Consider the following 23,962-nt stretch of genomic DNA (forward strand, 5'->3'; position numbering starts at 1 on the left):
TCGCATTTGCCGGCGCTTGGATTCTTCCTTGTGCTCACCACCATGGTCTCTTGGCCTCTGGCCACACGCCTCGGAGATATGCTGCCAGTCGCAGCCAACCCCTGGCTCCGTGCCGATATTGATCTGCTCGTCTGGATCCTGGCGTGGACTTCTCGGGCCATTATCACGGCACCTCTCGAGATTTTCGAGGCCACCGTTTTCCATCCCGCACCTTTGGCATTAACAGCATCGGAAAATCTGATCGGGCTCACTCCCATTTCGACACCAGTGCTGCTGGCTACCGACAACCCGATCTTCACCTACAACTTTACCCTTCTGGCTGTCACTTTCCTGACGGCGTACACCGCCTATCGGGCGGTGCGCGACTTCGAAGACTCTCTGGTCGCCGGCCTCCTCGCGGGAAGCCTGCTGGCTTTCGACCCCCTCCTCATCCACCAATGGGCAAGGCTCCACGAGAGCGCCATCTCCTTGTTCCCGCTGGTCTTCATGCTCTCGTTCCGCGTCGCGCGAAAACCGACCCGGGCCAACTTCTGCGGCCTGATCCTGGTCACATCGATCCAAATCCTCGCGGGTGTTTATCTCGCCTTTATTTTGGGGACGTTCGCGGCCGGACTGGCACCAGGCCTCATCTGGCAGGCGCATCAGGCGGGCCGGACCGGCGCTCGTCCGCTGGCGGCCTTGTTGCTCGGCACGCTGGTCCCCGGAATCGTAAGCATTCCCTACATCACCCGTCAGGCCGGCGGCACCTACCCCGAACTCCAGCAGGCTCTGGAAATTGCCAACCTCTATTCGTCATCACTGGGCCAGAGCCTCCTCGCACTCTCGTCCGGGACAGGGTGGCTCACCGCGCCCCTTGCCATTCTCGGCATGGCGAACCGAAATATCCCGACAGCGATCCGGCTGTCGCTCCTGCTCAGCCTGAGTCTCGGCCTGCTGCTCGCGGCAGGCCCACAAACGCCGCTGTTGCCCGGAACGGAGATCCCGGGCCTCTATCAGGGACTGGCGAGTATCCTGCCAGGATTCGCCACCATGCGCGCACCCGCCCGATTCCTGGTGATCTGCCATATCTGTCTGGCTTTGCTTTCGGGGCTGGGTGCGGCTCTCCTTATGCGCACGCTTGCCCGCCGCTATGGTGCGATCGTCAGTCGTATCAGCGGCCTGGCTTTGCTCACGCTTGCCATTGCGCTCATCTTCGGCAGCCAAACCGTATGGCCAATCCCCACAACCAAAGTGCCACGCGGTCCCTTTTTCCTGGGTGCCTATCAATGGCTGGCCGCGAACGGAACCGACGGTGCCGTCCTGGAATTGCCCGCGATGCAATCCCCATTGGAAAAGAAACCACTCGCGCAAACCGGTCGTGCGATGCGGGGGGCGCTCCGGCACGGCCTGCCGCTGATCAATGGCTACTCAGGCCACCCACCCCCCTCACATCCATTGCTCATGGCGTGGGCCCATCGGATTCCACAGGCTTCAGCACTCGAGGACTTCTGCCAGTACACGGATCTGCGCTGGATCATCGTTCACAACGGAATGCTGCCCGAAAGGGAAGAGAGCTTGCAGCATGGCCTTGCGAGCTGGGGCCTGCAAGAACGAGCGCGCTTCGGGCGCGACGTGGTCTACGAGATGCCACGCGCTTGCGGGCGTGACACGCATCGACTTCGAGAACATATAATTTCGCCGGAGGGTACCACCCTCGCGAATACCCCGATGCGCGCACTCGTGCCCGAGGAGAGGAACGGAACGATTACTGCCGATCTCGCGCCACCGTGGTTCACGAACTCTGTGCACTGGGTGGATCTGACCATCCAGAACCAGAGCAAGGTCACGTGGCCCGGCATGACCGCCGATCGAGAACACGCAGTCTCGATTCGCGCGCAGTGGGTCTCGGCTGCGGGGATCGTGAATCCCTGTTGCTCGCTGCCCATGTTGCTTGGGCGCGACCTCGGACCGGGCGAAATCCTGCACACGCCGTTCCTGATCTACGCCCCGTCCGCTCCTGGCGATTGGACCCTGGAACTCGGCCTCGAGCAGAGGGGCTCCGGCCGGTTTATCGACACTGGCGGATCCGCATACCAGCGCTACACCATGCCCTTGGTCAGGCCTGATGCCGCCGTCACCGAAAAGACGGCAACACCGGCAGGGTTGCCCCGGCAAGATCCATGATCGAAGTCGCCAGCCTTCATATCTATCCGATCAAAAGCTGTCGCTCGACCGATCTCGAGCGACTCCAATGTGACGCACGCGGTCCGGTGCATGACCGTCGTTTGATGATTGTCGACAGGGCGGGAAAGTTCATCACCCAGCGCACCGAGACCCGACTTTCCCAAGTCTCTGTCCGACGAGAGCAGGATCGGCTAACCTTGGCAGGCCCGGGCATCGAGTCACTCACCACCACGATCGAAAACGGCCCCCTGCGCCCCGTCGAGGTCTGGCGGCATCGCGGCGGCGCCCATGCGATCAGCCCGGATGCCGATCGCTGGCTCTCGGACTTCCTGCGGCAAGACGTCGCTCTGGTCGGCTGCCCCGAGAATATGCACAGGCTTGCCAACCCCGATTGGGCCACACAAACCACCCCCATCAGCTTTGTCGATGGCTACCCGATCCTGATCCTCTCGGAAGCGTCCGTGGACGATCTGAACAGCCGCCTGAAAACGCCTGTCGAAGCGATGCGATTCCGCCCCAACATCCTGCTCCGAGGGTGTGCGCCCTTTGCCGAGGACGGATGGAAAACGATCCGCATCGGCGATGCCGTGATCGATATTCTGAAACCTTGCGATCGCTGTTCGGTCGTCTCGATTGATCCTGCAAGCGGAAACACCAGCAAGGAACCCCTGAGAACCCTGGCCACCTTTCGCAAAAGCCCTGCGGGCATCCTTTTCGGCCAAAATAGCGCCACCCGACAACCGGCGACCCTTCGAACGGGCGACCCCGTCGAAGTTCTCGAAACACGCCGCGCGGACGACGTACCGGCCGACTTTCGAATCAGGTAGGCACCGCGGCAACGAGTCAAAACCTCACGCCTTCGGATCTTCGCCAATCCTGTTAGAGTTCCTCGGCAATGGCATCCCCTGAAATAGGAAAATATAATCGCCTGCGGGTGCAGGAGGAAAAATCCACCGGGCTGATTCTTGACGGGGGCGCACTCGGCCCACTTCATCTGGTCCGGAAGGAGATCCCGAGGGACCAACCGGCCGAGATCGGTGATGAAATCGATATTTTTATCGCCCTCGACTCCGAAGACCAGCTCTACGCGACCACCCGCAAACCGCTCGCAACTGTCGGCGAGTTTGCTCTCTTGCGGGTCGTCGACGTCGCCGGGGCCGGGGCTTTTCTCGATTGGGGACTCCCCAAAGATCTACTCCTCCCCTTCCGCGAACAGATTCGCGACGCCCGCACCGGCACCTCGGAGCTGGTTTATATCGATCTCGACCGAGCCAGCCAGCGCCTGGTCGCCTCGGCAAAGCTCAAGAAATTCGTCGGCAAGGAAGCGCCTCGTGATCTGCGCCCCGGCGACAAGGTCGACCTGCTGATCACGGAACGAACGGACCTCGGCTGGAAGGCCATCGTCGACGATGCCTACTGGGGCCTGTTGCGCCTGCCGGAGGAAGCGACCGGCCCGGCAAGAGGCCAACGCATCCCGGCCTTTATCAATCAGGTCCGCATGGACGGCCTCGTGGACCTCAGCCTCGAGCCTCCGGGCTACCAGCGTGTCGGTGGAGCCGCCGAGAGAATTCTTCAGATGCTCGCCGAGACACCGGATGGCTTTCTACCCCTGCATGACAAAAGCGACCCGCAGGAAATCCGCGATAGGCTCGGAATCAGCAAGAAAGTGTTCAAGCAGGCCATCGGCGGCCTGTTCAAGCACGGCGAGTTGACGATCGAAAAAGACGGCCTGCGCCTGGTCGACCCCGACGAGCCGGGAGAGGGCAGCCCTGACACCTGAGACGATGGTTCCGGTTTGCCACGATGGGGTCCTTCCCGCCTGGCGGGTTGGATCCACTATCTCGCTGGCGACCTTTTGCTCGGTGCTTGGGAAAGTCGAGCCACGGCCCGGGATAACCCCCGCTCTGGTAGCACCATGTCTTTTCCTCACCCTGATGGCCGGGCCCTTCGGGCTGCTTCCATCTGCAACTCTCAGACTCGCGCGGCGAAAAAACAGGAGTCTCATCGAGGTTTGAGAGTCCCTCCTCAACTTCTCCCGCCAGATGATTTCCGCTAACGTCTTGAGGATGAGTCGCTGGAGTCGAGGGTTGCTGGGAGGAGTTTTCGCTGCCTTCGCATTCGCCTCCGCCTGCGCCCCTGTTCTGCACGAACCCGCGCCGCGTCTGATCCCCCCCGGTCAGGAATCCCGATGGCTCTTGCGCTGCGAGAAAGTCCGATCCGTGCGACACGATCATCGTATCCCGGGAAAGACCTCCCATTGGCTGTGGGCCCGTGACGAACAGGGACTGCCCGTGGCGGTCACCGGCACTCTCCAGGACGGGTTCCTCGTCGTCGCTCGGAACACGCCACGCAAAGACCCCTCCGTCCGCAACGTCGGGTTCAATGATCTTCGCGAGATCTGCCAAAAGACGATCCGACAAAGTAAACGCGGCGCCTTTCACTCGCTGGGTCATGTGCGCGCCGCTCGCCGGCGAGAAGGTATCAACGTGCCCCTCCTCGCACCCCGCCCGCGGACAGGGCAAGAGCCCGTGACTCGAGTCGTTGTTTTCGGCGACAGCTTGTCGGACTCGGGCAAGTTGAAGAATCGCCTGCGCATCTTCCCCGGGCGACCTTATTGGATTGGACGCTTTTCGAATGGTCCGAACTGGGCTGATTATCTGGAACGGATCCTCGACGTCCCGGTGCAAAACCACGCCTACGGCGGCGCCTCGGTTCACCCCACTTCACTGATGTCCGGCGAGAACATGATCACGAAAATGGCCGAAGAGGGTCAGTTCTTTGTGAGCGGCAGCCTCGGGCTGCAGATCGAGGACTATACGGAGAGATTTCTCGAATCCGGCACGATCGACCACCCCGACAAGACGATCTTTCTCTTCTGGGGCGGAGCCAATGATTATCTCGCAAAAATTCCCTTCGATGGAACCATCCAGACGCTGCTGGATCGACCAATGGCGACCGGCGGCTATCAGACGATCGCGCGCCGGGTGATTCAATCGATGGAAGAACAAATCCTTCACCTCTACGAAGCCGGCGCACGCCGGTTCATCGTCCTCAACCTGCCCGACCTCGGGGCCACCCCGATCGTCCTACAAAATAATACCTATACGGGCGAGAAGCCTGATCCCTCCCCGGCCGAAAAGAAAATCGCACTGGCCAGTCGCCTCAGTCAGCTCAGCGAGTTCCACAACCAGGAACTCGCGGCGGCCCTTGGCGATCTCCGGGCGAAACTTCCTGAAGCCGAGATCCTGAGTCCCGATACCGCCGCGCTCTTCGCCAGCATTCTTGACTCCAATTTCACTCTCGACGAGTCCGGCACGCCCTTCGACCTCGGCTTTGATATCACCTCGCAGCGCGTCGATGTCGAAAGCGACACCGGCTCGATTCAACTCCAGGATCGATGTTTCACGGGAGGTTATCTGGGAAGCCCCCGCCCCGAAGACATTTGCGCCAACGCCGATCGCGTCCTCTTCTGGGACACGATTCACCCAACGACGTTTGCGCACTGCTGGCAGGCATACTTTATCGCGCGCGAACTGCAGGACGCAGGCTGGTGGAGCGGCCTCACCGCCCCCGAGGCCCACAAGGCTCGTTGCCTTGAGTTCCAGGCGCGCGAGTACGCACCGGATCCGTGAGCCACTTCAGCCCGGCGTGCGGATGAACGCTTCGGCGTCGCGACGACCCATATCTCGCGCCGCCGCGAGCCCCTCGGGGCTCGTATAGTCCCATTTACTCACCGGCATCTCCGCCGAGGGCTGAACGTAGGTCCTGCCCGGGAACCCCTTGAGCAACTCGGGATCGTAGCGGCGGCTCAAAAGAACAAGGACTTTCTCGCGCTCGGGGGAAAGAATCCCGACCGGTACATTATCGAGCAGGCCTCCGTCGAGAACCGGTTCTCCATCACGCTTGAAAACCGGCGTGAACGGCGGCGTGCAGGAAGAGCAGAGAATCAGGTCCGCGAGGTCTCCGGGCGAACGGCAGTCAAGGACCTCACCGACCCCCTCGCGAAACCCCAGCGCCGCACCCAGCCGTGGGTGCAGACTCGGACTCAGAATTTTTTCCAATTCATAAGCGAGCAGCCCCGCACCGACACCCATGCGGGGCCCCAACCAACCCGGCAATCTCGCGAAAAGGATCCGGACTCGTGGTCCCTGATGCAAACAATCCAGTGCGGCCCCGTCGATACAGTGGAGAATCGTGTCGCGGTAAATTTCCTCATGCGGAAACAGGCTCCCGCCACCAAAAAGGTTTTTCGGGTAGACGTTCGCTTCGTTCCCCTCCGCACGCAGCGAAAAATGTGCGAAAACCTGATCCGCTACCCCGGCGAAAAAAGCGCAGGCCATGGCGGAACCCGCACTGACGGCGCCAACCTCATGGGGTGCAAAATCTGTCTCACTCGTGAGCACCTCCAAAAAGCCCATCTGCCAGAAGCAGCGGCAACCGCCCCCCGCCAGAACCAGCCCATCATACGAAAAGTCCTTCATTGCAGTCGTGTTTCCGGTCGCGAGCGAAACGGGCCTAGCCGCGCCAGGCCGCGATGCGATCGATCGCGGCCTCGATGCTTGCCGTGGATCCCGCATAGGAGAGGCGAACAAAATGCTTCCCGGCATCGGGACAGAAGTCGGAACCGGGTGCGACAAGCACATGGGCCTTGTCCATCATTTCCATACAGAAGGTCACGCTATCTTCGCTCAGATGCTCCACGTGGCAATAGAAATAGAATGCCCCGTGCGGGGAGGTGAATCGATCAAAGCCGAGCTGGGGCAGCCGCGAGAGAATCAAGTCCCGGTTCCTGCGATAACGAACCACATGCTGGTCGAGTTCGTCGCGACAATCGATCGCGTGCAACGCACCGACTTGAGAAGGTGCCGGTGGACAGAGGTAGAGATTATGTGCCAGATCCGAGATCGGCCCGCGCAGATAATCAGGAACCACCATCCAACCGAGCCGCCAACCCGCCATGGAATAGTATTTGGAGAAGCTGTTCACGACGATCGCCTCCTTGGAGAAAGCGCATGCCGTAGCCTGAGGCGTCTCATCGTCAAATACGATCCCGTGATAGATCTCATCCGAGATGAACCGGATCCCGTTCTTCTCGCAATAGAGTGCGAGAGTTTTGAGCTCGTCCGGGGTGAGCATCGAACCGGTTGGATTGCCGGGGCTTGCAACGATCAGACCGTCGATCCCGCCCTCGATCGCTTCAAGATCGGCAACGGTCGGTTGGAAACCATTCTCCATGGACGTCTCGAAGAGAACGCACTCGACCCCAAGTGTGTCGAGTGCGTAGCGGTAGCCGTAGTAGAACGGCGCCGGCATCCCGATCCGCTGCCCCACATCAAAGCACCCGAGGACCGCAAGGATCATGGCGCCCGAGGCACCAAAGCTGATGATCACGTTCTCCGGGTCGACGTTGACACCGTATAGCTCGTCATATTGCCGCGCGAGCCTCTCGCGCAGGTCCTCGTTTCCCGCAGCCCCGGTATAACCGAGCGTCGAATTCTTGCTCGCTGCAAGGACGGCTTCCAGAGATCCCGCAGGGGCTCCGGTACTGGGCTGTCCGACCTGCAGGCTGATGATATCCTGACCGGTGGCCTCGATCTCTCGGGCGCGCTGGTGAAGCTTTTCCGCAATGCTCGGGGCGGCCCCGCGGCTGGACGGATGAAAATTCGGATGGCGACTCATGATTTTGATTCCTCAGAAGAATGGGGCAAAAAATTTCCAGGTTCGATCGGCCGGCTCTTACAACCGGCTTCGGGCACCGCCGCCTACGATTCCCAGATCGAGGAGAACCGCTACCACAACAGCGATCACCCCAGGGCCAGCAAGCCCGCCTAGCGCGGCGTCAAAGAAGACCGCGTACATCAGCGTGGTGAAGGGCAGAAAAAGAAAACCCAATAACGGCCACAAGAATTGCCCATCAAACTCCGGGGAGAAAAATGCGGGCTGAAAAAGCCAAAGCAAAAAAAGCACGACACGTGGGAAAAAGGCGGCGAGGACAATAAATAAGCATGGCACACCAGAAGACTGCTCGAAACACCGACCGGGGTCAATCGCCCCCGCCTGTCTGAGTTTCGCGGCCGATTTCGTTCTCGGGGAACTCCTGAGCCAGCAACCTTTCGATACGCTCGGGCCCAGCCGCCACATTCTTGCGCGCATGCCAAGCCTGCCGAATCAGACTCGGCAGAGATTCATGGGAGAGAATCGACAACCGACTGCGTCTTAACCAACGGCCAAAGGCCGCACCCCAGGCTTGCAGATTAGCTGCGGTCAGAGCAAAGGCCACCAGGAAGTCCCGTGTATCGACAGGATGCGGCACCGGTTGGCAGAGCCTGTTCTGCTCGATCTCGTCACTCGCATAGCGAATTTCCACCATCGCAATCAGCGAGGCGCTGAAAACCTGCTGGCACATCATCAGCGATTGCAGGGTGATCCGCGGCCCCTCAAAAACGGGGCAACGGTCGCGCCGCGCGAGCCCGTCGGCCGTACAATCAACAAACAGCACCTTCTCGTCCGAGGACCACTCGCCGTGCTCCAGCACCATCGCCCCGGGACTGACCTGAACCACCCGACCGTCGCGGATCACCTGACGGACCCGGCGCAGCTCGTCCAGTTCAGCACCGCTCACCGTGGCGCAGCGATATTTCGTCGGCCATACGTCGGGGTCGAGTTGCAGCAATCGACCGGCTCGCGCCAGTTGCTGCATTCCTTCATCCAGAGTCTCCGCCGCCAACAGGACTTCCATCTGGGCGCCCAGCCCTTCGCCGGCCGGACGGTTCGGCTGGATCTGTGCACGGTCGAGAAACCAGGCGTCATTGGGCACTACCCAATGAATATGATCGGGTGCCACACCGCGCTGCAGCAAGAGCAGAACGGCATCGATTCCGGTCTTCCCCCCACCAATCACAACGTAGGCCCCGAAAGGTTCCGACAGATTCGCCAGCCCATTGATCGGCATCAGAGCCGTGCCTTCAGCAACCTCGTATTGAGGCCCCCGCACCGAGGGCACCTCGACATTCATATAGGTCGCATCGACGATCTTCCGGCGCACCAGGACCTCATGCTCGAGTTCGGGCTCGAGCAGCGAGCGAAACCGGCTGCCCCCCATCGACTCGCTCTGAGGGAAGTATTTCACCTGACCGGAGCGCAACATCTTGTCCATGACTCGCTGGTAATAGGCGAGAATCTCGGCACCGCTGGAGAGATCCTCACCACCACGACCGAGGGGTTCAGAGTTGACGCCATAGAACAAGGCAGGCTGATGAAGCGTCACGAACGGATAGGCATCGTTCCAATGTCCGCCGGGATTCGCATGCCGGTCCACGATCACGATCGAGCAACCCGGGTCCTGCGTGCAAAGCTCATCCACAAAGGCCATCCCCATGGCCCCGGCACCAATGACTAAATAGTCGGCTTCCAGCTTCTTTGTTGACATAACTATCTCTCCGGATTTCGAGCGACTGCCCTTCCTGAAACCTCGACTTACGCGTCAGGACGAGGAGGACTTTGTCCCCGACTCGTCGCCATTCTTCTTGCGGGTATAGGACGAGGGCCTGGTCGAGCTTTCCCGAGGACTCCCCGTCAGACTCAGCGAGGCCTCGCTGCCCGGCCACAAGGGCAGGTGCAGATGAAAGACACTGCCCTTTCCGACCTCGGAGTCCAACTCCAGCACCCCATCGATCGCAGCAGCTAGCCGCGAGGAGATCGCCAAGCCAAGTCCCACGCCTTTCAGACCGTGCTGGCTGTCAGGGTCCACCTGGAAGAAGGCGTCGAAGATTCTTTCCTGGTCCTCGGGGCGAATCCCCGGCCCGGAATCCCGGACCGAGATACGAACGGGGCGTGTGGCATCGACCGAGGGCCCGATCTTCAGGCTGACCTCCCCCTCGGGACTGAACTTCAGGGCATTCCCCATCAGATTGAAAATAATCTGGCGCAGATTTCGAGGGTCTGTACGAATCGTTTCCGGGGTTCCACCTTCGATGGCGAAGTTCAGTCCGATCCCCGACCGTGCCGCCGATGGAGCAAATGTCTCGATGGCCTCGTGGCCGACCTTCACCAGATCCACCTCCGAGATTTCCGTCTTCCGCATCCCCGACTCGGCTTCGCTGATGGAGAGAATATCGCTGATCAAGCCGAGAAGGTATTCGCCATTCCGGTTCATGGCCTCCTTTGAGCTTTCCTGCTCGAGCGCCCCCAACTCACCGGAGGAAAGCATGTCGGCATACCCCAGCAAGGCCCCGAGCGGTGTCCGAAGTTCGTGGCTCATCTGGGCGAGAAAGTCAGTCTTTGCCCGACTGCCGGACTCTGCCATTTCCAATGCGGATGCCAGCTTTGATTCGGCCTCCGCGCGATTCTCGATTTCGTGTTCCAGAGTCTCTGTCTGCGCCTGCAATTCATGCGTGCGCTGCCGAACACGCTCCTCGAGCGAGCCGACCAGAGCCGAGATTGTGCGCGCCAGAGAATAAACCTCGACGCCGCCCTCCTCGCCGACGCGAAAAGCCGCGCCCTCTCGAAGACTCGCTGCAGCGCGCTGCTCCAACTCCTGCAGAGGATCGACGATCGCGCGTGTCGTCCAGCGCCAGACGAGAACCAGAAGGAATACATACGCCACCGACACAAAGCCCAACATCACTCGGAGCTGACGGCGCTTCTCGCGCAGGTCCATGCGCAGATCGGCGAGTTGCTGTTCCGTTTCGTTCCGAAGTCTCTCCGCGCTGCGGACCAACATCCCGGCTTCCCGATCAAAGCCGCGCAAGGCTTCCTTCAAGGACCCTGCCTCCAAACCGTCGACCTTCAGAAGGATTTGGCGGACCACCATCAGCGAGTCACTCATCGCGCCCAGCGATGATTTTTGGGCCGGCCGGAGGCTCTTGCGCGTCAGGCCGGCGATTTCTTTCTGCAGAAGGGTGAGGCTTCGGAGGGCCGGCGTTCGGAGGTAGACGACTCCGGAGCCGATCGCCAAATCGCCCTTGATGAGAAGATCGTCGACCTGAATCTCCATCCGATCCAGGTCTCGCAGGAACCCGCTCTCGGAGTCGATCGGCTGCGCCTCTCGTTCCAGCTCGGCCCCCGACCAAGCGACCGTCATGGCGACAAGAAAGGAAAGCGGTCCAGCAAGAGCAATCGCGATAAAAAGTTGCTGCCGCGCGCTCCGGCGAATCGTCATCCGGCGCCACCGGAATTGAGGTAGCGATCCTGACGATCACGCAGTTGCGCCAATTCCGAAGCCCAGCCCACGCGCGTGGCCGCAATCGCTCGGGGAGCGGCCTGCACCAACGTCGCGCCGAATCTTTTCTGATCCTTCGGAAGCCCTGCGAGAAGAAAGGATTCTTGCCCCAGCGTCTTTTCTCGCGAGAGATCGTCGAGCCCCATCCCCTTCATGCGGTCGGGAAACTCGCCCGCCATCAGATCCGCGGCGCCTGGCTCATGTCCGCGCTGCAATCGAAAAGCTTGGACACGCAGGTCGAGGTCCAGAGCCCAGGCGACCTCCAAAAGCCCCCAAGTCCCTTTTTCGCTACGGACATGAACCACGCCGAGAGGCTCCGGGCCTCGGAACACGGCATAGACGGTATGCTCTCCGAACTCGTAGTTGGGCAGATCCTCGGAAAAGCGCTGTTGCAATTCGACTTGCTCACCACGCCCCAAGCGTCGGACCATGGAGCGATGCGTTGTGGCTTCCGGAAACAGTTCTGCGATGGCCGTATGGGGGTCTCTCAAGGCGCAAAATGCCTGAGCTTCTGCCGAACTCGGCATCGCCGTCAAAATCCATCCGACGCAAAAAATCACCCTCAGCATCGCCGGTAGAATACCAGAACCCAAAGGATTGCGCGGGAGAAAATTCATAGACGGTACCTTAATTGGGTAAAAAGGCCGGTCGCATGCGGTTCCCCATCGGGAGCCGCCGCAATCTGGCGTACTTCAGCACTCAGGCTGAGGCCACGCACGATGCGCCAGAGGAAGCCCGTCCGGAGTTCGAGGCGTCCCCCCGGCGCGCCTGTGCCCCCTCTCCACTGCGGAAAGAACTGAAAGTAGCCGAGGAAAACCTCCGAGCGATTCCGCCAATCCAGCTCGACCACGCCGCCCACACGGCCATCCCCCTGGTCCTGCCCCCCGCTGACTTCGGCGAGGAGATCAAAGCTGAAAAATTCGACGCGACCGTCCAGGGCCATACGCCATCGGGACTGCGGCGGCGCTTTCCCGGCAACCCGGATGTCACCACCCGCCGCGGTCAGACCGAGGCTGCTCGCGGAGTCCAGCGGCATGCCGACGCGACCCAGAGCAAGCCAGGGGTCGCCGCTGCCATTCCATTCGTTGCCACTGCCACGCGACAGCGAGGCAATCCATTCGAGGCCGGCCGAGGTCCCTGTAAGCGCAGAGCCCCAATCCGTCTTGATCCCCAAATCCCGGCCGGTGGTATACTGGCGCAGGGTACCGTTGGTGTCGATATAGGCTTCGAGCCCATAGGGCAGTTCAAAATGGCCGACTCGAGCGGTTAGCACGCCCCGCGGCATCAGGAGAATATCCAGAAACGAGTTTCGAGGCTGGAATTTCCATTCACCCGTTCCGTCAAAAGCGAGTGGATGAGATTGTCCGACATCGACGCGAACGGCGTAAAGCTGCAGGTTCACACGCAACCAGTCGCGAGTTTCGCTGCCCAGCACGGTCAACATATCCAGACCGACCGCTTCCACATTGCTCCAGGCGGCAGCGCTCGTCGACCAACCGATGCGCTGGCTGACGTCGACTTCGAGACGCAGGTTCTCCTGCATCCGCGAAGCAAGCGTGGCATCCGCATTCCAGGCGGAACTGCTCAAAAGCTCCCGATCGGAGACCTCCTCTGCCGCAAGAGCGCCCGGAACGAACAAAACGACAGAAAAAAGAACACTTATGCACCAATAAACAAACACGCCGATTCATAGGGTCTGCCATTTGATCTGCGCGGTCAATACACTTCCCCCACGATCGGCACCGATCTTGACGAAATGACCGGGTACGGATGCGCGGCATTCGATCAGGAGAGCGCATTCCGCTAGGCATGAGCGGCGCGAGCGACTTCGAAAAACATCTTTCGCAACGCAGGAACAGTCGGAGAATGGGCTTGAACTCATGAAAGATACGAACCCAGCAATGCCACCAGAAGCTCGTAAAACTCTGATTTTCCTGGTCGCCATCTACTCGATCAACTTTGTCGACCGCCAGATTCTGTCGGTCCTGATCGAGCCTATCAAAGCGGATCTGGGCCTTTCGGACACGGAGCTGGGCCTGCTCACGGGCTTTGCCTTCGCGGTCTTCTACGCCACACTCGGGGTCCCGATCGGAAGGCTGGCCGACCGGGCCAATCGGATTTCCATCATTTCAGCGGCCGCGGGCATCTGGAGCGTGATGACGGCCATTAGCGGCCTGGCTCAAAATTTCTGGCAATTGGGGCTGGCCCGGATTGGCGTGGGTATCGGTGAAGCCGGTTGCACGCCGCCTGCTCATTCGATCATTGCCGATCTTTATCCGGAACAGAAGCGCGCCAGCGCGATGGCCATCTACCAGCTCGGCATTCCTATCGGATCGGTTGCCGGACTCATGGTGGGTGGTTGGATCAATGAGATTTGGGGGTGGCGGATCGCCTTTTTGGTCGTCGGACTTCCCGGCATCCTCCTCGCGATACTGCTCAAGGCATTTGTGAAAGATCCGCCGCGCACCCTCGCAGCCAATGGGGACCCTTCGGACGCAGGCCCCAGCTTTCGAGAATCGCTCGACCGCCTCTGGCAGATAAAGTCCTACCGGCATCTTCTCGCAGGGCTGTCGCTGGCGGGTTTGAGCGGGTACGGCGTGGGCACGTGGTTTCCCGCTTTCCTGATGCGCGGCTACGACATCGGCAGTGGCGAAGCCGGCTCCTGGCTGGGCCCCATCGGATTGGTCGGCGGGATCGCAGGCACCTTGATTGGCGGCTTTGCGACCGATCGACTCAGCCTGCGTGACAAGCGATGGTACGTCTGGTTTCCGGGCGCCGCCATGCTGATCGGTCTGCCAGCTTTTGCGTGGATCTGTCTGACGCAGGAGTTTGCCATCGTGATCGGCCTTCTGATCTTTCCCAATCTCTTCGGAGCGGTCCACACGGGGCCCAGCTTTGCGATGGTCCAATCGCTCTCGCCGGTCCGCATGCGGGCGATGGCCTCAGCGATTGCCTTGCTGGTTACCAATCTGATTGGTCTGGGACTCGGGCCGCTGGTCATCGGAAGCCTCAGCCAGACTCTCGAACCGAGCTTCGGGGACCGCTCACTGGGCTATGCGATGCTTGTCGTGATCCCCTTGAACTGCTGGGCCGCGGCTCATTATTTCCTCGCCAGCCGGACCCTGACGCAGGAACTTGAGGCTATCGGGTAGCAAATCGGTCCAAAAGCGCCCCTCGGCGGGGGTTGCGCCACAGCGACTGAGGTCTAAGCTGGAAGCCCATGGGTTCCGGAAAATCCCGCGTGCCGGCAGGCCGAATCGAACGACTCTTTCGCATGGGTACCATGGCCGCAGATGTGGCCGCGGGCACTGCCGTCGAGACCGCACGAACCTGGTGGACTGGCGAGGCCAAATCCATCGGAGATCTGGTGGCCTCGGGGATCAATCCCCGTCGCCTGACCCGGGATCTCGCCCGCATGCGTGGCGCCGCCATGAAACTCGGCCAACTGCTCTCGCTCGAAGGCGATGATTTTCTTCCCGCTCCCCTGGCCGAGGCCCTCGCTGCATTACAGGACGACGGCGACACCATGAGCGACAAGCAACTGGAAATGGTCCTGGTCTCCGAATTCGGCAAAGACTGGCGGAGTCTGTTCCAGGAATTCGAAACCAAGCCCATGGCCGCCGCGTCCATCGGTCAGGTGCACCGAGCGGTCGCCCGCGACGGTCGCCGTCTGGCGATGAAGGTTCAATTTCCCGGCGTGGCACGAAGCATCGACAGCGACGTCGACAATCTTGGCTCGCTGATCCAGACCGCACGACTCGTCCCTCCGGGATTCGAGTTGGCGCCTTTGCTCGAAGAGGTCAAGCGCCAACTCCGTCAGGAGACCGACTACCTCGAGGAGCGCCGGTTCCTCGATGCCTACCGCGACAAGATCTCCGACATGAGCGATGTGACCGTGCCGGGCAGCCATGCGGACCTGACCACCGCCCGCGTTCTCGCGATGGACCTGATCGACGCCCCACCCCTGTGCCGCGTCTGGGAACAGGATACGGATCAAAAGACTCGCGACTACCTGGGCCGGCTGGCCCAAACCGTCGTCTTTCGCGAGCTTTTCCAATTCGGTCTCATGCAGACCGATCCGAACTACGCGAACTATCTCTGGCACCCAGAAGAAAAACAGATGGTGTTGCTGGATTTCGGATCGACGATCGAGATCCCGGAAGAATTGCGCAACCGGTATCAAAATCTGGTGACCGCGGCCGTGAACGACGATATGGAGCGTGTCATCGAACTCCTTCTGGAATACGAGTGGGCTCCTGCCGACTCCCCGCGCCCCCAGCTCGAAGGCGTCGCCGGTTTTCTGCACCTCTCCGTGGAACCGCTTCGCAAGCCAGGAAACTATGACTACGGAAGCAGTGATCTGCAGGGCCGTGCTCGAGATCGTGCCGTCGAACTGGCGGCAACCCTCGGCGGGCTGGCTCCGCCTCCACCCGAAATCGTCTTTATTCAAAGAAAATTGGGCGGCACTTTCCTTCTATGCTCTCAACTGGGAGCGCGGATCGACAGCTATGCCATGTTTCAGGAATTTCTTTCCGGTAACTTTTCTCTGGAGAAACCGCTGGAACTGCAAGACTAATTCTCAGATACGGGGCGAGGATAGGCACAGCTCATTTCCCCGAAACCGCGAGGGTGCTACCCTTGCTACACGCGCCCATTTGGACGCCTGACCAATCAACGAGGAGAACAACCATGAAAACGACGATGACAATGCTCGCGGCCCTCTTGCTGACTCTGAACTTTGCCGGCCCCGTGGCCGCCCATTGCGGCTCTTGCGGTGTCGGTGACGAGGCTGCTTGCGAGGAAGGTAAAGACTGCGCCGAGCACCCGGAAGAAGCGGCTGAGTAAAGAAGAATGTGAAGGAGCCGGTACCGGTCTGCAAAAGGCCGGTACCGGCTCTTTTTTTCGTTTCGCCTTCGCGGACGACCGAAGGCCTGTCGGCGTTCGAGAAGAAGACCTGTGCTGAACAAGGCGAACGCCTGAAACGCGTCTTTCGATTAACTGGCGCGTATCACTGAGACTCACCCTGCAATAGGGTGAGGATCCCCGCATCAGCGTCCAGACGAACCCGGTCTCCGGTCTTGATGACTTTCGTGGCCACCCGCAAATTGACGATCGCAGGTAGCCCGTACTCCCGGGCTATCACCGCGCCGTGCGATACCGCGCTCCCCACATCGGTCGCCAACCCGGCGATCAAGCTGAAATACGGCGTCCAGCCGATATCCGTAATATGGGAGATGAGGATCTCGCCCGGCTGCAGAGCTGCGGCCTCTTCCAGACTCAGCGCGACGCGAGCAACTCCCTCGACCACTCCGCGACTCACCGGACGGCCAACGTATTGGCCGTCGCCGGAAGCCTCGACAGGCTCGGGATCCACCGGCGCTGCTCGCCCGACATAGACGTCCTGGAATTCGAGCTTCGACTGAAAATCGAGTGCGCGGCGGCGGTGCTCGGCACGCAGTGCCTCTTCCGCTGTCGGTGCCCGACAGAAGGCCGACAACTCATCACGCGAGAAGAAAAATACCAGATCCTCGTCGGGCAGATGCCCTTCACGAGCCAGCAAGACCCCCAAATGACGATAACCACATTTCAGGCGATAAGTTGCGTCGACCAACATCGACTTGGTCTGCTCTCGTTGCCGGATCGCCAGATGAGCGCGGGGTAAAAGAAAGCGCAATGCCCGCGGGAGTTCCGCCAGATCGATGGGTGCGACGGTCTTTGCTTCGTAGTTTCCGGCCAAGCGCGCCAGAACAGACGCCTGCATGGTCCGGACTACCTGTGCCGGTTCGTCGGCCCAGGCTTTTTCCCGCACGCAAAGCTCACGATAGCCCCGGTGCCCGTGGTGGTGGAGGAAACGATCGAAATTGATACCCACAGCACCCGAAGCTTCGCTCCGCAGCCAGGCAAGACCGTCCTCTGGGGCCAGCGACCGGAAATGCGCGGCGGCCTCTGGGTCCGTCGCAATTTCATCGACCACCTCATCGAGATGAGACACCATCATCGCACTCTCGACATAACTCGCGCCGGCCAGCAGTCGCGCGGCCTCGGCCTGTTGGGCGGAGGCCGCTTCGGGGGTTCCGTCGGACGGCTCTCTCTCGACGACGCCCTGGATGACGCCTTCCATCACTCCCGAGTATGCCGAAGACCGCAGATGGACCTCGTCGGCTTCCAACAACCAGCCGAATTGGTTTTCCATCTCCTTGACCATATCCATCGAATTATCTCGATAACGGACATGAAAGTGTCGAAAGCGTGAATCAAACTCCGCGATCACCCGCGTCGCACGCAGGCAATAGCGTATGAATTGTAGCGAACCCCACCAACGTCGCGGCAGGCTTTTCGGGTTCGCCGGCTCCTGCAACTCCGGGACCGGGCGACCACAAAGTGCCTGACCGATCCTTTCTGCACTGGTCAGCGAAACCCAGCGCGCGCCCTCGAGTCCACCGGTCATATTGATAAACATATGACCGAAGAAGAGGTTGATCTGGGTCCACTCCTGGGTGATCGCGGGCCGACCCCCATAGTTGACCAGCATATGTTGCATGCCATGCTCGATGGCGCGCCCCTGCGTCGAAAAGGTCAAAGGGCAGACCGGCCCCGGCATCATCTCCCCGACGTTGCATCGAGTGACAACCTGATCCGCCGGGATCGGCGTGAATCCGTCGTCGAGGTCCACGCCCAGGGTAGTAATCGGGCGAGCCTGCAGCCAATGCAATTCGCCCGTTGCATCAATCGCCCATTCCATGTCCAGCGGATACCCGCGCTGCGCGACTGCGGCTCGCGCTCCGGTGGCCAGTGCCTCGATTTCCGCGCCTTGAAGCAGCTGCTCGCTGCCGGCGAGATCCACTCGAAGTACGGCATTGTCCGGCGCAAGCACGTAATGGTCAGGTGTCACATCGCCGCTGACGAGCGACTCGCCCAGACCACGAACGGCATCAATCACCAGCCGATCGTGGCGACCGGATACCGGATCAGCGGTAAACAGGACGCCGGCTGTTGCGGCCTCGACCATCCGCTGCACGACCACACACATGCGACCGCTGCCGCCATCGGCCTGCTCGTCGTGATAAGCATCGACGGCCGCTGACGAAAGCGAGCGAACACAAACGCCAATCGCACGGCGCAGGCCTTCCACCCCCCGGACATTCAGTTCGGTGGCGTATTGGCCGGCAAAGGAGGCATCTTGTCCGTCTTCCCCGATAGCGGAAGAACGAACCGCAACCGCACCGCTTCCAAGAGCCGCATAATGCTCTTCGAGGTCTTCGGGAAATTCAGCTTCCCGGGCATCGAGAATCACAAATGCTCCGGGGACCGACAGTCCCATCTGGTGGAGATCCGCCAAGCCGGCAGCCTTGCCACCAACCTCGGCGGCGCCAACCTCGGAAATCTTCAGGATTCGGGGAGCGTGCTCCATGCGTTCTATCGATTCGTTACCCTGCGTCCGCGCCCATCAGGACTGATGCATCAAAAACTCTTTGCGCGTATCCGGATTTGCCTTGAAAGCGCCGCCCAAGGCCGTTGTCGAAGTTTCACTATTGCCATCCATCACGCCACGCGCCTTTACGCAATGATGTGTGGCGGTGATGCTGACGGCAACATCCTTGGTGCCAAGAAGCGTCTGCAGGGCGAGCAGAATCTGTTCGGTCAAGCGCTCCTGCACTTGGGGACGCTGGGCAAAGAATCGCACGATCCGGTTGATCTTGGAGAGGCCGATCACCCAATCACTGGGAATATAAGCCACCGTGGCGAACCCATCGATTACGACGAAATGGTGCTCGCAGGTCGAGGAGAGATTGATCTTCCGGACCTTGACCATTTCGTCCACCTTCATCTTGTTCTTGATGACCGTGAGCTTGGGGAAATTCATGTAATCGAGGCCGCCAAAGATTTCATCGACGTACATGCGGGCGATGCGAATCGGCGTATCCTTCAAGCTATCATCCGCAAGGTCGAGTCCGAGTATCTCCATAATCTCGCGGAAGCGTTTTTCGAGAGCCGCCTTTTTCACAGATCCGCTCTGCTCCGAGCTGATCATGGGCGTCTCCAGCCCGCGCTCCAGAAGGGCGCGTCGGACCTTTTCCGCCTCGGGGCGAATTTCGAGAAGCGGCACGGGAGCCACTCGCGCGACTTCGCCTGCAACTCGTTCTCTATTTTCCATTGGGTCATTCTTCATGATGTTTCTCCTGCTCCCTCCCCGCCCCGAATGTCCCGCGGTAGAGGAAAGCCTCGTGTGGGGCGCTTGATCGGCCCCTCATGGATCATAATACCTGAATCGAGATCTCCACGGCTATCTCGTCGATCGTTTCCCGGCAGGCATGGGCCAGAGGAGCGCCTGTCCCCAGAATCAGTTCCTGACTTAACGTTTCCGTCCTCAGGATACTGGAGAAATCTTCCTGCCCGAGCGCATTCTGCAACTCGCCGGCGGCGACCACTCGCAATTGGATCCGGTCGCTGACCTCCAGGCCAGCCGTTTTGCGCAGTGCCTGCACACGGTTGATCAGTTCCCGCACCAGACCTTCGCGGAGCAGGGCCTCATCGACTGCGGTATCGAGTGCCACGGTGACCCCCGCCTCACTCTCCACGACCAAGCCCGGCAAGGGCTCGCGCTGGATCAGAAGATCATCCCCCGCGACGGGTTCGCCCAGAACCTCCAGAGTCGCTCCCTCCATCAGACGACGCACATCCTCGGCACTCAGGGCGGCAATGGCGTCGGCAACCGGCTTCATTTGCTTGCCCAGCCGCTTGCCCAACTTCTTGAAGTTCGCCTTTGCACTGACTTGAATCAGATCTTCATCAGCTTCAACGACAGCGACCGTCTTCACATTCAGTTCGCCGACGATATGCGATAGATGGCGCTCGACGGCAGCCCGCATCGCTGGGTCAGGACTCGCAACGGTCAAGGCCGGAAGCGGGCGACGCACGCCGATCCGTTCCCTCTCGCGCAGGCTGAGCCCGAGCCCGACCACTCGCCGCGCCGTGGCCATGGAGGCTTCCAGATCCGTATCGATGCTGGAGGCAACCACCGACGGGTAGGATTCGAGATGCACCGAAGAGCCTTCATCGGCCGAGGCGGCCCGTGCCTCGACGACCAAGCGCTGGTGCAGGAACTCGCTGAAGAACGGCAGGATCGGCGCAATCGAGCGCGTCAGCGTCACCAGGACCTCGTACAGCGTCTGATAAGCGCTCTCCTTGTCCGCACCGCCCTCTTCCCGGCTGCGCCAATAACGGCGCCGCCCGCGGCGGATGTACCAGTTATTGAGGTCCTCGCAGATTTCGACGAAGGCAGGCACCAGATTGTAAAGCCGGTAGGCGTCGAATTCTTCGCCCATCGCCGCCACGTAGCTTTGCAGGCGCGACAGGATCCACTGGTCCAACTCGTTGGTACTCGAGGACGCTGTCGGCTCTGTGCTCGGGGACCAACCATCGGCACGCGCGTAGGTCACCAAAAAATTATAAGCGTTCCAGAGAGGGAGAATCACCGTGCGCGCCATCTCGCGAACGCCCTCGCCTTCGGTGTCCTGCGCGTCGCGACCGAAACGCATCGGCTCGGCCCGCACCGCTGGACTATTGATGATATAGGCGCGCAGCGCATCGGCACCATAGCGCTCGATAACTTCCGCGGGATCCGGATAGTTTTTCAGGCGCTTGCTCATCTTCTTGCCATCCGCGGCAAGGATCAGTCCGTTGACGATCACGTTGCGAAAAGCAGGTCGGCCGAAAAGCGCATTCGCCAAAACGTGAAGGGTGTAGAACCAACCTCGTGTCTGGTCCAAGCCTTCGGCAATGAAATCCGCCGGGAGATGGTCCTCGACATAGGACCGCTTGTCCTCGTCAAACGGGTAATGATTCTGGGCATAGGGCATCGAGCCCGATTCAAACCAGCAGTCGAAGACTTCCGGGACCCGGCGCATGGTGCCGCCCGGCGTGGCCTGTGACGGGAAGGTAATATCGTCGACATACTCGCGATGGAGATCCACTATCGAGCCCGCTTCCAATCCTGCGAGCGTTTCCAACTCCGCGCACGACCCGATGCAAACCATCTCGCTCGGATTCTCATCACAGCGCCAGATGGGTAGCGGCGTTCCCCAATAACGATTCCGACTCAAATTCCAGTCGCGGGCGTTCTCCAACCAGTTTCCAAAACGAGAGCGTCCCACATGGTCGGGCACCCAACGGATGTCCTCATTGTTGCGGGAAAGCTCGTCGCGGTGATCTTCCACCCGCATGAACCAGGTACTCTGCGCCATATAGAGCAAAGGCTGATCGGTCCGGTAGCAATGCGGATAGGGGTGCATGATCACATCTTGATCCACCAGACGACCGCCCTGCTTGAGCTTGTCCAGAATGCCCTTCTCGGCATCCTTGACGAAAAGACCCTCGAAATCCGGAACGGTGGAATCAAAAACACCGTTGATGGTCACGGGATTGACCAGAGGCAGTCCCTCCTTACGTCCCACAGCATAATCGTCTTCGCCAAAAGCCGGTGCCTGATGGACGATCCCGGTGCCCGAATCGATGGTCACATAATCGGCCGCGACGACACGAAAGGCCTGACGGCTGCCGTCGCTTGCCTCGGCCTGATCTGCAAAATAGGGCAAAACGGGAACGTAGTGTCGCCCCACCAGATCCGCGCCGCGCACCCGCGCCAATTCCTCGGTGGCCCCGACTCGCTCGCGTGCCTGGTAGTCGGCGAGTCGCCCCGGCTCGGCATAGGCGATCTCCCCGGAGTCCACGACCCGTACTTTCACGTATTCCACATCAGGGTGAACCGCGAGAGCGAGATTGCTGGGCAGAGTCCACGGCGTCGTCGTCCAGGCCCAAAGAGAAGCCTCTTCGTCCTCGAGCTGAAAGCGCACCGTGACGCTGGGGTCCTGACGCCGCTTATGACCGTCTTTACGAGTTGCGGGATCGCGCTCCTGCGGCCCCTGCGCCACTTCGAAGTTGCTCAGAGTCGTCCCGAGGGCGGGGGAAACCGGCTGCACGCGATGCCCCTCGTAGATCAGTCCCTTGTCCCAAAGTTGGCGAAAGACCCACCACACGGATTCCATGAAACTTCGGTCCATGGTCTTGTAGTCATTCTCGAAGTCGACCCAGCGACCCATGCGGGTGACCACCTGCTCCCACTCCCGGGTGAAGCGGAGGACGTTCTTGCGGCAATGCTCATTGAAGGCGGGCACGCCGAGCGCTTCGATTTCCGCGCGACCGTGCACATCGAGTTCCTCCTCGACCAGACTCTCGATCGGCAGTCCGTGACAATCCCATCCAAAACGACGCTCGACCTGATAGCCCTTCATCGATTGATAGCGGGGAATGACGTCCTTGATCGTACCGGCGAGCAAATGCCCATAATGGGGCAAGCCGGTGGCAAAGGGAGGTCCGTCGTTAAAGACAAAGGCCGGTCTCTCGGCCGCGTCTTTCCCTTCGGGCTCCATGCTCCGCTCGACGACCTTTTGTTCTTTCCAGAACTTGAGAATCTCGTGTTCCAGACGAGGCAGATCCAGCTCCGACGGCGGCGCAGAGAAGCTTTTTTCCTGGCTGGGCATATCCCTCTGCACTCTAACGGACCCCGCGCCAAGTGCGACTGAAAACCTCCGGGGACCAACGCGTTTCCAGCAAGTTTGCGGGAGAACGCCTCCGAACACCCGCTTCGGGTGCCCGAACGGTCCGCCCCGACCACTCGAACGGTGGCTCCGCAACCCGCACGACGGCACACAGGGCACCCTTCAAATAACTGAAAAGACTTGGGAAAATTAGCTACCCGTAGACCGGCCCCCCAGCAGATTCGCAGCCAAGGCCTCGCCTTTGAAACGGCCGCGGCGCCGGTTCCCCGCGCTTGACCTGCTGCTCCGCAGGTGGGACCGTCCTGCGAAATGAAGGAAGATCAATGAAGGTTTTTTATCGACAGATGGTGCTGGTCGCGATCGCGGTTCTCCTCGGAGCGACGCCAGTTCTCGCCGACAACCATGAAACCACGGCAGTCGATCACAACCGGGCGGGCGGCTATCTGGGCATCGGGATCTCGCATGCCTGGCCGAGCTTTGGCGACAATATCGGCGACAATGACGGGAATTGGCACTCCGGGATGGGATTCAACGCCCGTGGCGGCTACCGGTTCAATCGCTTCCTCGCGGCCGAAGCCAACGTGGATTTCATCAACCGCTTCCGTGCCAAGGGAAGTATCGGGTCCAACGCGACGCTCCGCAACGCCATCCGCACCACAGCAACCACCTTCAATATAAAGGCAATTTTGCCTCTGGATTGGGTCCAGCCTTACGTTCTGGGAGGCATCGGATTCCAGGCGGCCAACCTCCAGGAACATCTGGGGAACATTCGGGTCTCGGAGACCAACTATAACTTCGTCGGCCGGATCGCCGCTGGCGTCGACATCATGCTCCACAAGAATTGGGGCTGGCATATCGAAGTGGGTGGGCTTCTTCCCGAAGGGGGTTCTTTTGAGACCAATCAGAATCTCAATATGGTCGTCCTGAACACCGGCTTTCGCTACGCGTTCTGAGAATCCACACCGGGACACCCCCCGGGGGCGCTTTTGCGGCGCTCACCGGGGGCTGATACCCACCTTTG

General features: G+C 60.4%; 18 protein-coding genes. 8 read left to right on the top strand and 10 right to left on the bottom strand.

What is annotated here, in order from left to right:
- Nucleotides 1-6: 6 nt before the first annotated feature.
- The 4 genes from P8K07_00080 (at nt 7) to P8K07_00095 (ending at nt 5,795) form a co-directional block, all read left to right on the top strand.
- On the top strand, nt 7-2,163 hold the full coding sequence (locus tag P8K07_00080) for a hypothetical protein (protein ID MDG1956916.1): 2,157 nt from the start codon (nt 7-9) through the stop codon (nt 2,161-2,163).
- Nucleotides 2,160-2,990, top strand: coding sequence for an MOSC domain-containing protein (locus P8K07_00085; GenBank protein MDG1956917.1), 831 nt, complete (start codon nt 2,160-2,162; stop codon nt 2,988-2,990). The genes P8K07_00080 and P8K07_00085 overlap by 4 nt, the downstream gene beginning before the upstream one ends.
- Before the next feature lie 68 nt (nt 2,991-3,058).
- Nucleotides 3,059-3,943, top strand: a complete 885-nt coding sequence (locus P8K07_00090) for a S1-like domain-containing RNA-binding protein (protein MDG1956918.1) — start codon at nt 3,059-3,061, stop codon at nt 3,941-3,943.
- Between the two features lie 286 nt (nt 3,944-4,229).
- Complete coding sequence (locus P8K07_00095) at nt 4,230-5,795, top strand: SGNH/GDSL hydrolase family protein (GenBank protein ID MDG1956919.1); 1,566 nt, start codon at nt 4,230-4,232, stop codon at nt 5,793-5,795.
- A 6-nt stretch (nt 5,796-5,801) separates the two neighbouring features.
- On the opposite strand, the gene P8K07_00100 is transcribed toward P8K07_00095, so the two are convergent.
- The 7 genes from P8K07_00100 to P8K07_00130 form a co-directional block, all read right to left on the bottom strand.
- Complete coding sequence (locus P8K07_00100; protein MDG1956920.1) at nt 5,802-6,644, bottom strand: patatin-like phospholipase family protein; 843 nt, start codon at nt 6,642-6,644, stop codon at nt 5,802-5,804.
- A 34-nt stretch (nt 6,645-6,678) separates the two neighbouring features.
- Nucleotides 6,679-7,842, bottom strand: coding sequence for an aminotransferase class I/II-fold pyridoxal phosphate-dependent enzyme (locus tag P8K07_00105; protein MDG1956921.1), 1,164 nt, complete (start codon nt 7,840-7,842; stop codon nt 6,679-6,681).
- 57 nt (nt 7,843-7,899) lie between these two features.
- Nucleotides 7,900-8,055: a hypothetical protein gene (locus P8K07_00110; GenBank protein MDG1956922.1), complete on the bottom strand. Its 156-nt coding sequence runs from the start codon at nt 8,053-8,055 to the stop codon at nt 7,900-7,902.
- A 151-nt stretch (nt 8,056-8,206) separates the two neighbouring features.
- Complete coding sequence (locus tag P8K07_00115; GenBank protein ID MDG1956923.1) at nt 8,207-9,592, bottom strand: NAD(P)-binding protein; 1,386 nt, start codon at nt 9,590-9,592, stop codon at nt 8,207-8,209.
- A gap of 54 nt (nt 9,593-9,646) precedes the next feature.
- Entirely contained in the window at nt 9,647-11,323 is a 1,677-nt protein-coding gene (locus P8K07_00120; protein ID MDG1956924.1) for an ATP-binding protein, read from the bottom strand.
- Nucleotides 11,320-11,952, bottom strand: a complete 633-nt coding sequence (locus P8K07_00125) for a hypothetical protein (protein ID MDG1956925.1) — start codon at nt 11,950-11,952, stop codon at nt 11,320-11,322. The genes P8K07_00120 and P8K07_00125 overlap by 4 nt, the downstream gene beginning before the upstream one ends.
- 44 nt (nt 11,953-11,996) lie before the next feature.
- A complete protein-coding gene (locus tag P8K07_00130; protein MDG1956926.1) occupies nt 11,997-12,971 on the bottom strand; it encodes a hypothetical protein in 975 nt (324 codons plus the stop codon).
- A gap of 313 nt (nt 12,972-13,284) precedes the next feature.
- On the opposite strand from P8K07_00130, the gene P8K07_00135 reads away from it, so the two are divergent.
- From P8K07_00135 to P8K07_00145, 3 genes are all read left to right on the top strand, one after another.
- On the top strand, nt 13,285-14,535 hold the full coding sequence (locus P8K07_00135; GenBank protein MDG1956927.1) for an MFS transporter: 1,251 nt from the start codon (nt 13,285-13,287) through the stop codon (nt 14,533-14,535).
- Nucleotides 14,536-14,603: 68 nt separating this feature from the next.
- Nucleotides 14,604-15,959: an AarF/ABC1/UbiB kinase family protein gene (locus P8K07_00140; protein MDG1956928.1), complete on the top strand. Its 1,356-nt coding sequence runs from the start codon at nt 14,604-14,606 to the stop codon at nt 15,957-15,959.
- A gap of 113 nt (nt 15,960-16,072) precedes the next feature.
- Entirely contained in the window at nt 16,073-16,228 is a 156-nt protein-coding gene (locus P8K07_00145) for a hypothetical protein (protein ID MDG1956929.1), read from the top strand.
- Nucleotides 16,229-16,391: 163 nt separating this feature from the next.
- Here the strand turns inward: P8K07_00145 and P8K07_00150 are convergent, their stop codons facing one another.
- The 3 genes from P8K07_00150 to ileS all read right to left on the bottom strand — a co-directional run bounded on the left by P8K07_00150 (nt 16,392) and on the right by ileS (nt 22,923).
- Nucleotides 16,392-18,794: a PEP/pyruvate-binding domain-containing protein gene (locus tag P8K07_00150; GenBank protein MDG1956930.1), complete on the bottom strand. Its 2,403-nt coding sequence runs from the start codon at nt 18,792-18,794 to the stop codon at nt 16,392-16,394.
- 36 nt (nt 18,795-18,830) lie between these two features.
- Complete coding sequence (gene folE / locus P8K07_00155; GenBank protein MDG1956931.1) at nt 18,831-19,538, bottom strand: GTP cyclohydrolase I FolE; 708 nt, start codon at nt 19,536-19,538, stop codon at nt 18,831-18,833.
- A 100-nt stretch (nt 19,539-19,638) separates the two neighbouring features.
- Nucleotides 19,639-22,923 carry an isoleucine--tRNA ligase gene (gene ileS, locus P8K07_00160; GenBank protein ID MDG1956932.1) on the bottom strand — a complete coding sequence of 1,095 codons (3,285 nt, stop codon included), beginning with the start codon at nt 22,921-22,923 and terminating at the stop codon, nt 19,639-19,641.
- Between the two features lie 341 nt (nt 22,924-23,264).
- Here ileS and P8K07_00165 point away from each other — a divergent pair, with 341 nt between their 5' ends.
- Nucleotides 23,265-23,894, top strand: a complete 630-nt coding sequence (locus P8K07_00165) for an outer membrane beta-barrel protein (GenBank protein MDG1956933.1) — start codon at nt 23,265-23,267, stop codon at nt 23,892-23,894.
- Nucleotides 23,895-23,962 lie beyond the last annotated feature (68 nt).

Source organism: Candidatus Binatia bacterium, assembly GCA_029248525.1.
GTDB lineage: Bacteria > Desulfobacterota > Binatia > UBA12015 > UBA12015 > UBA12015.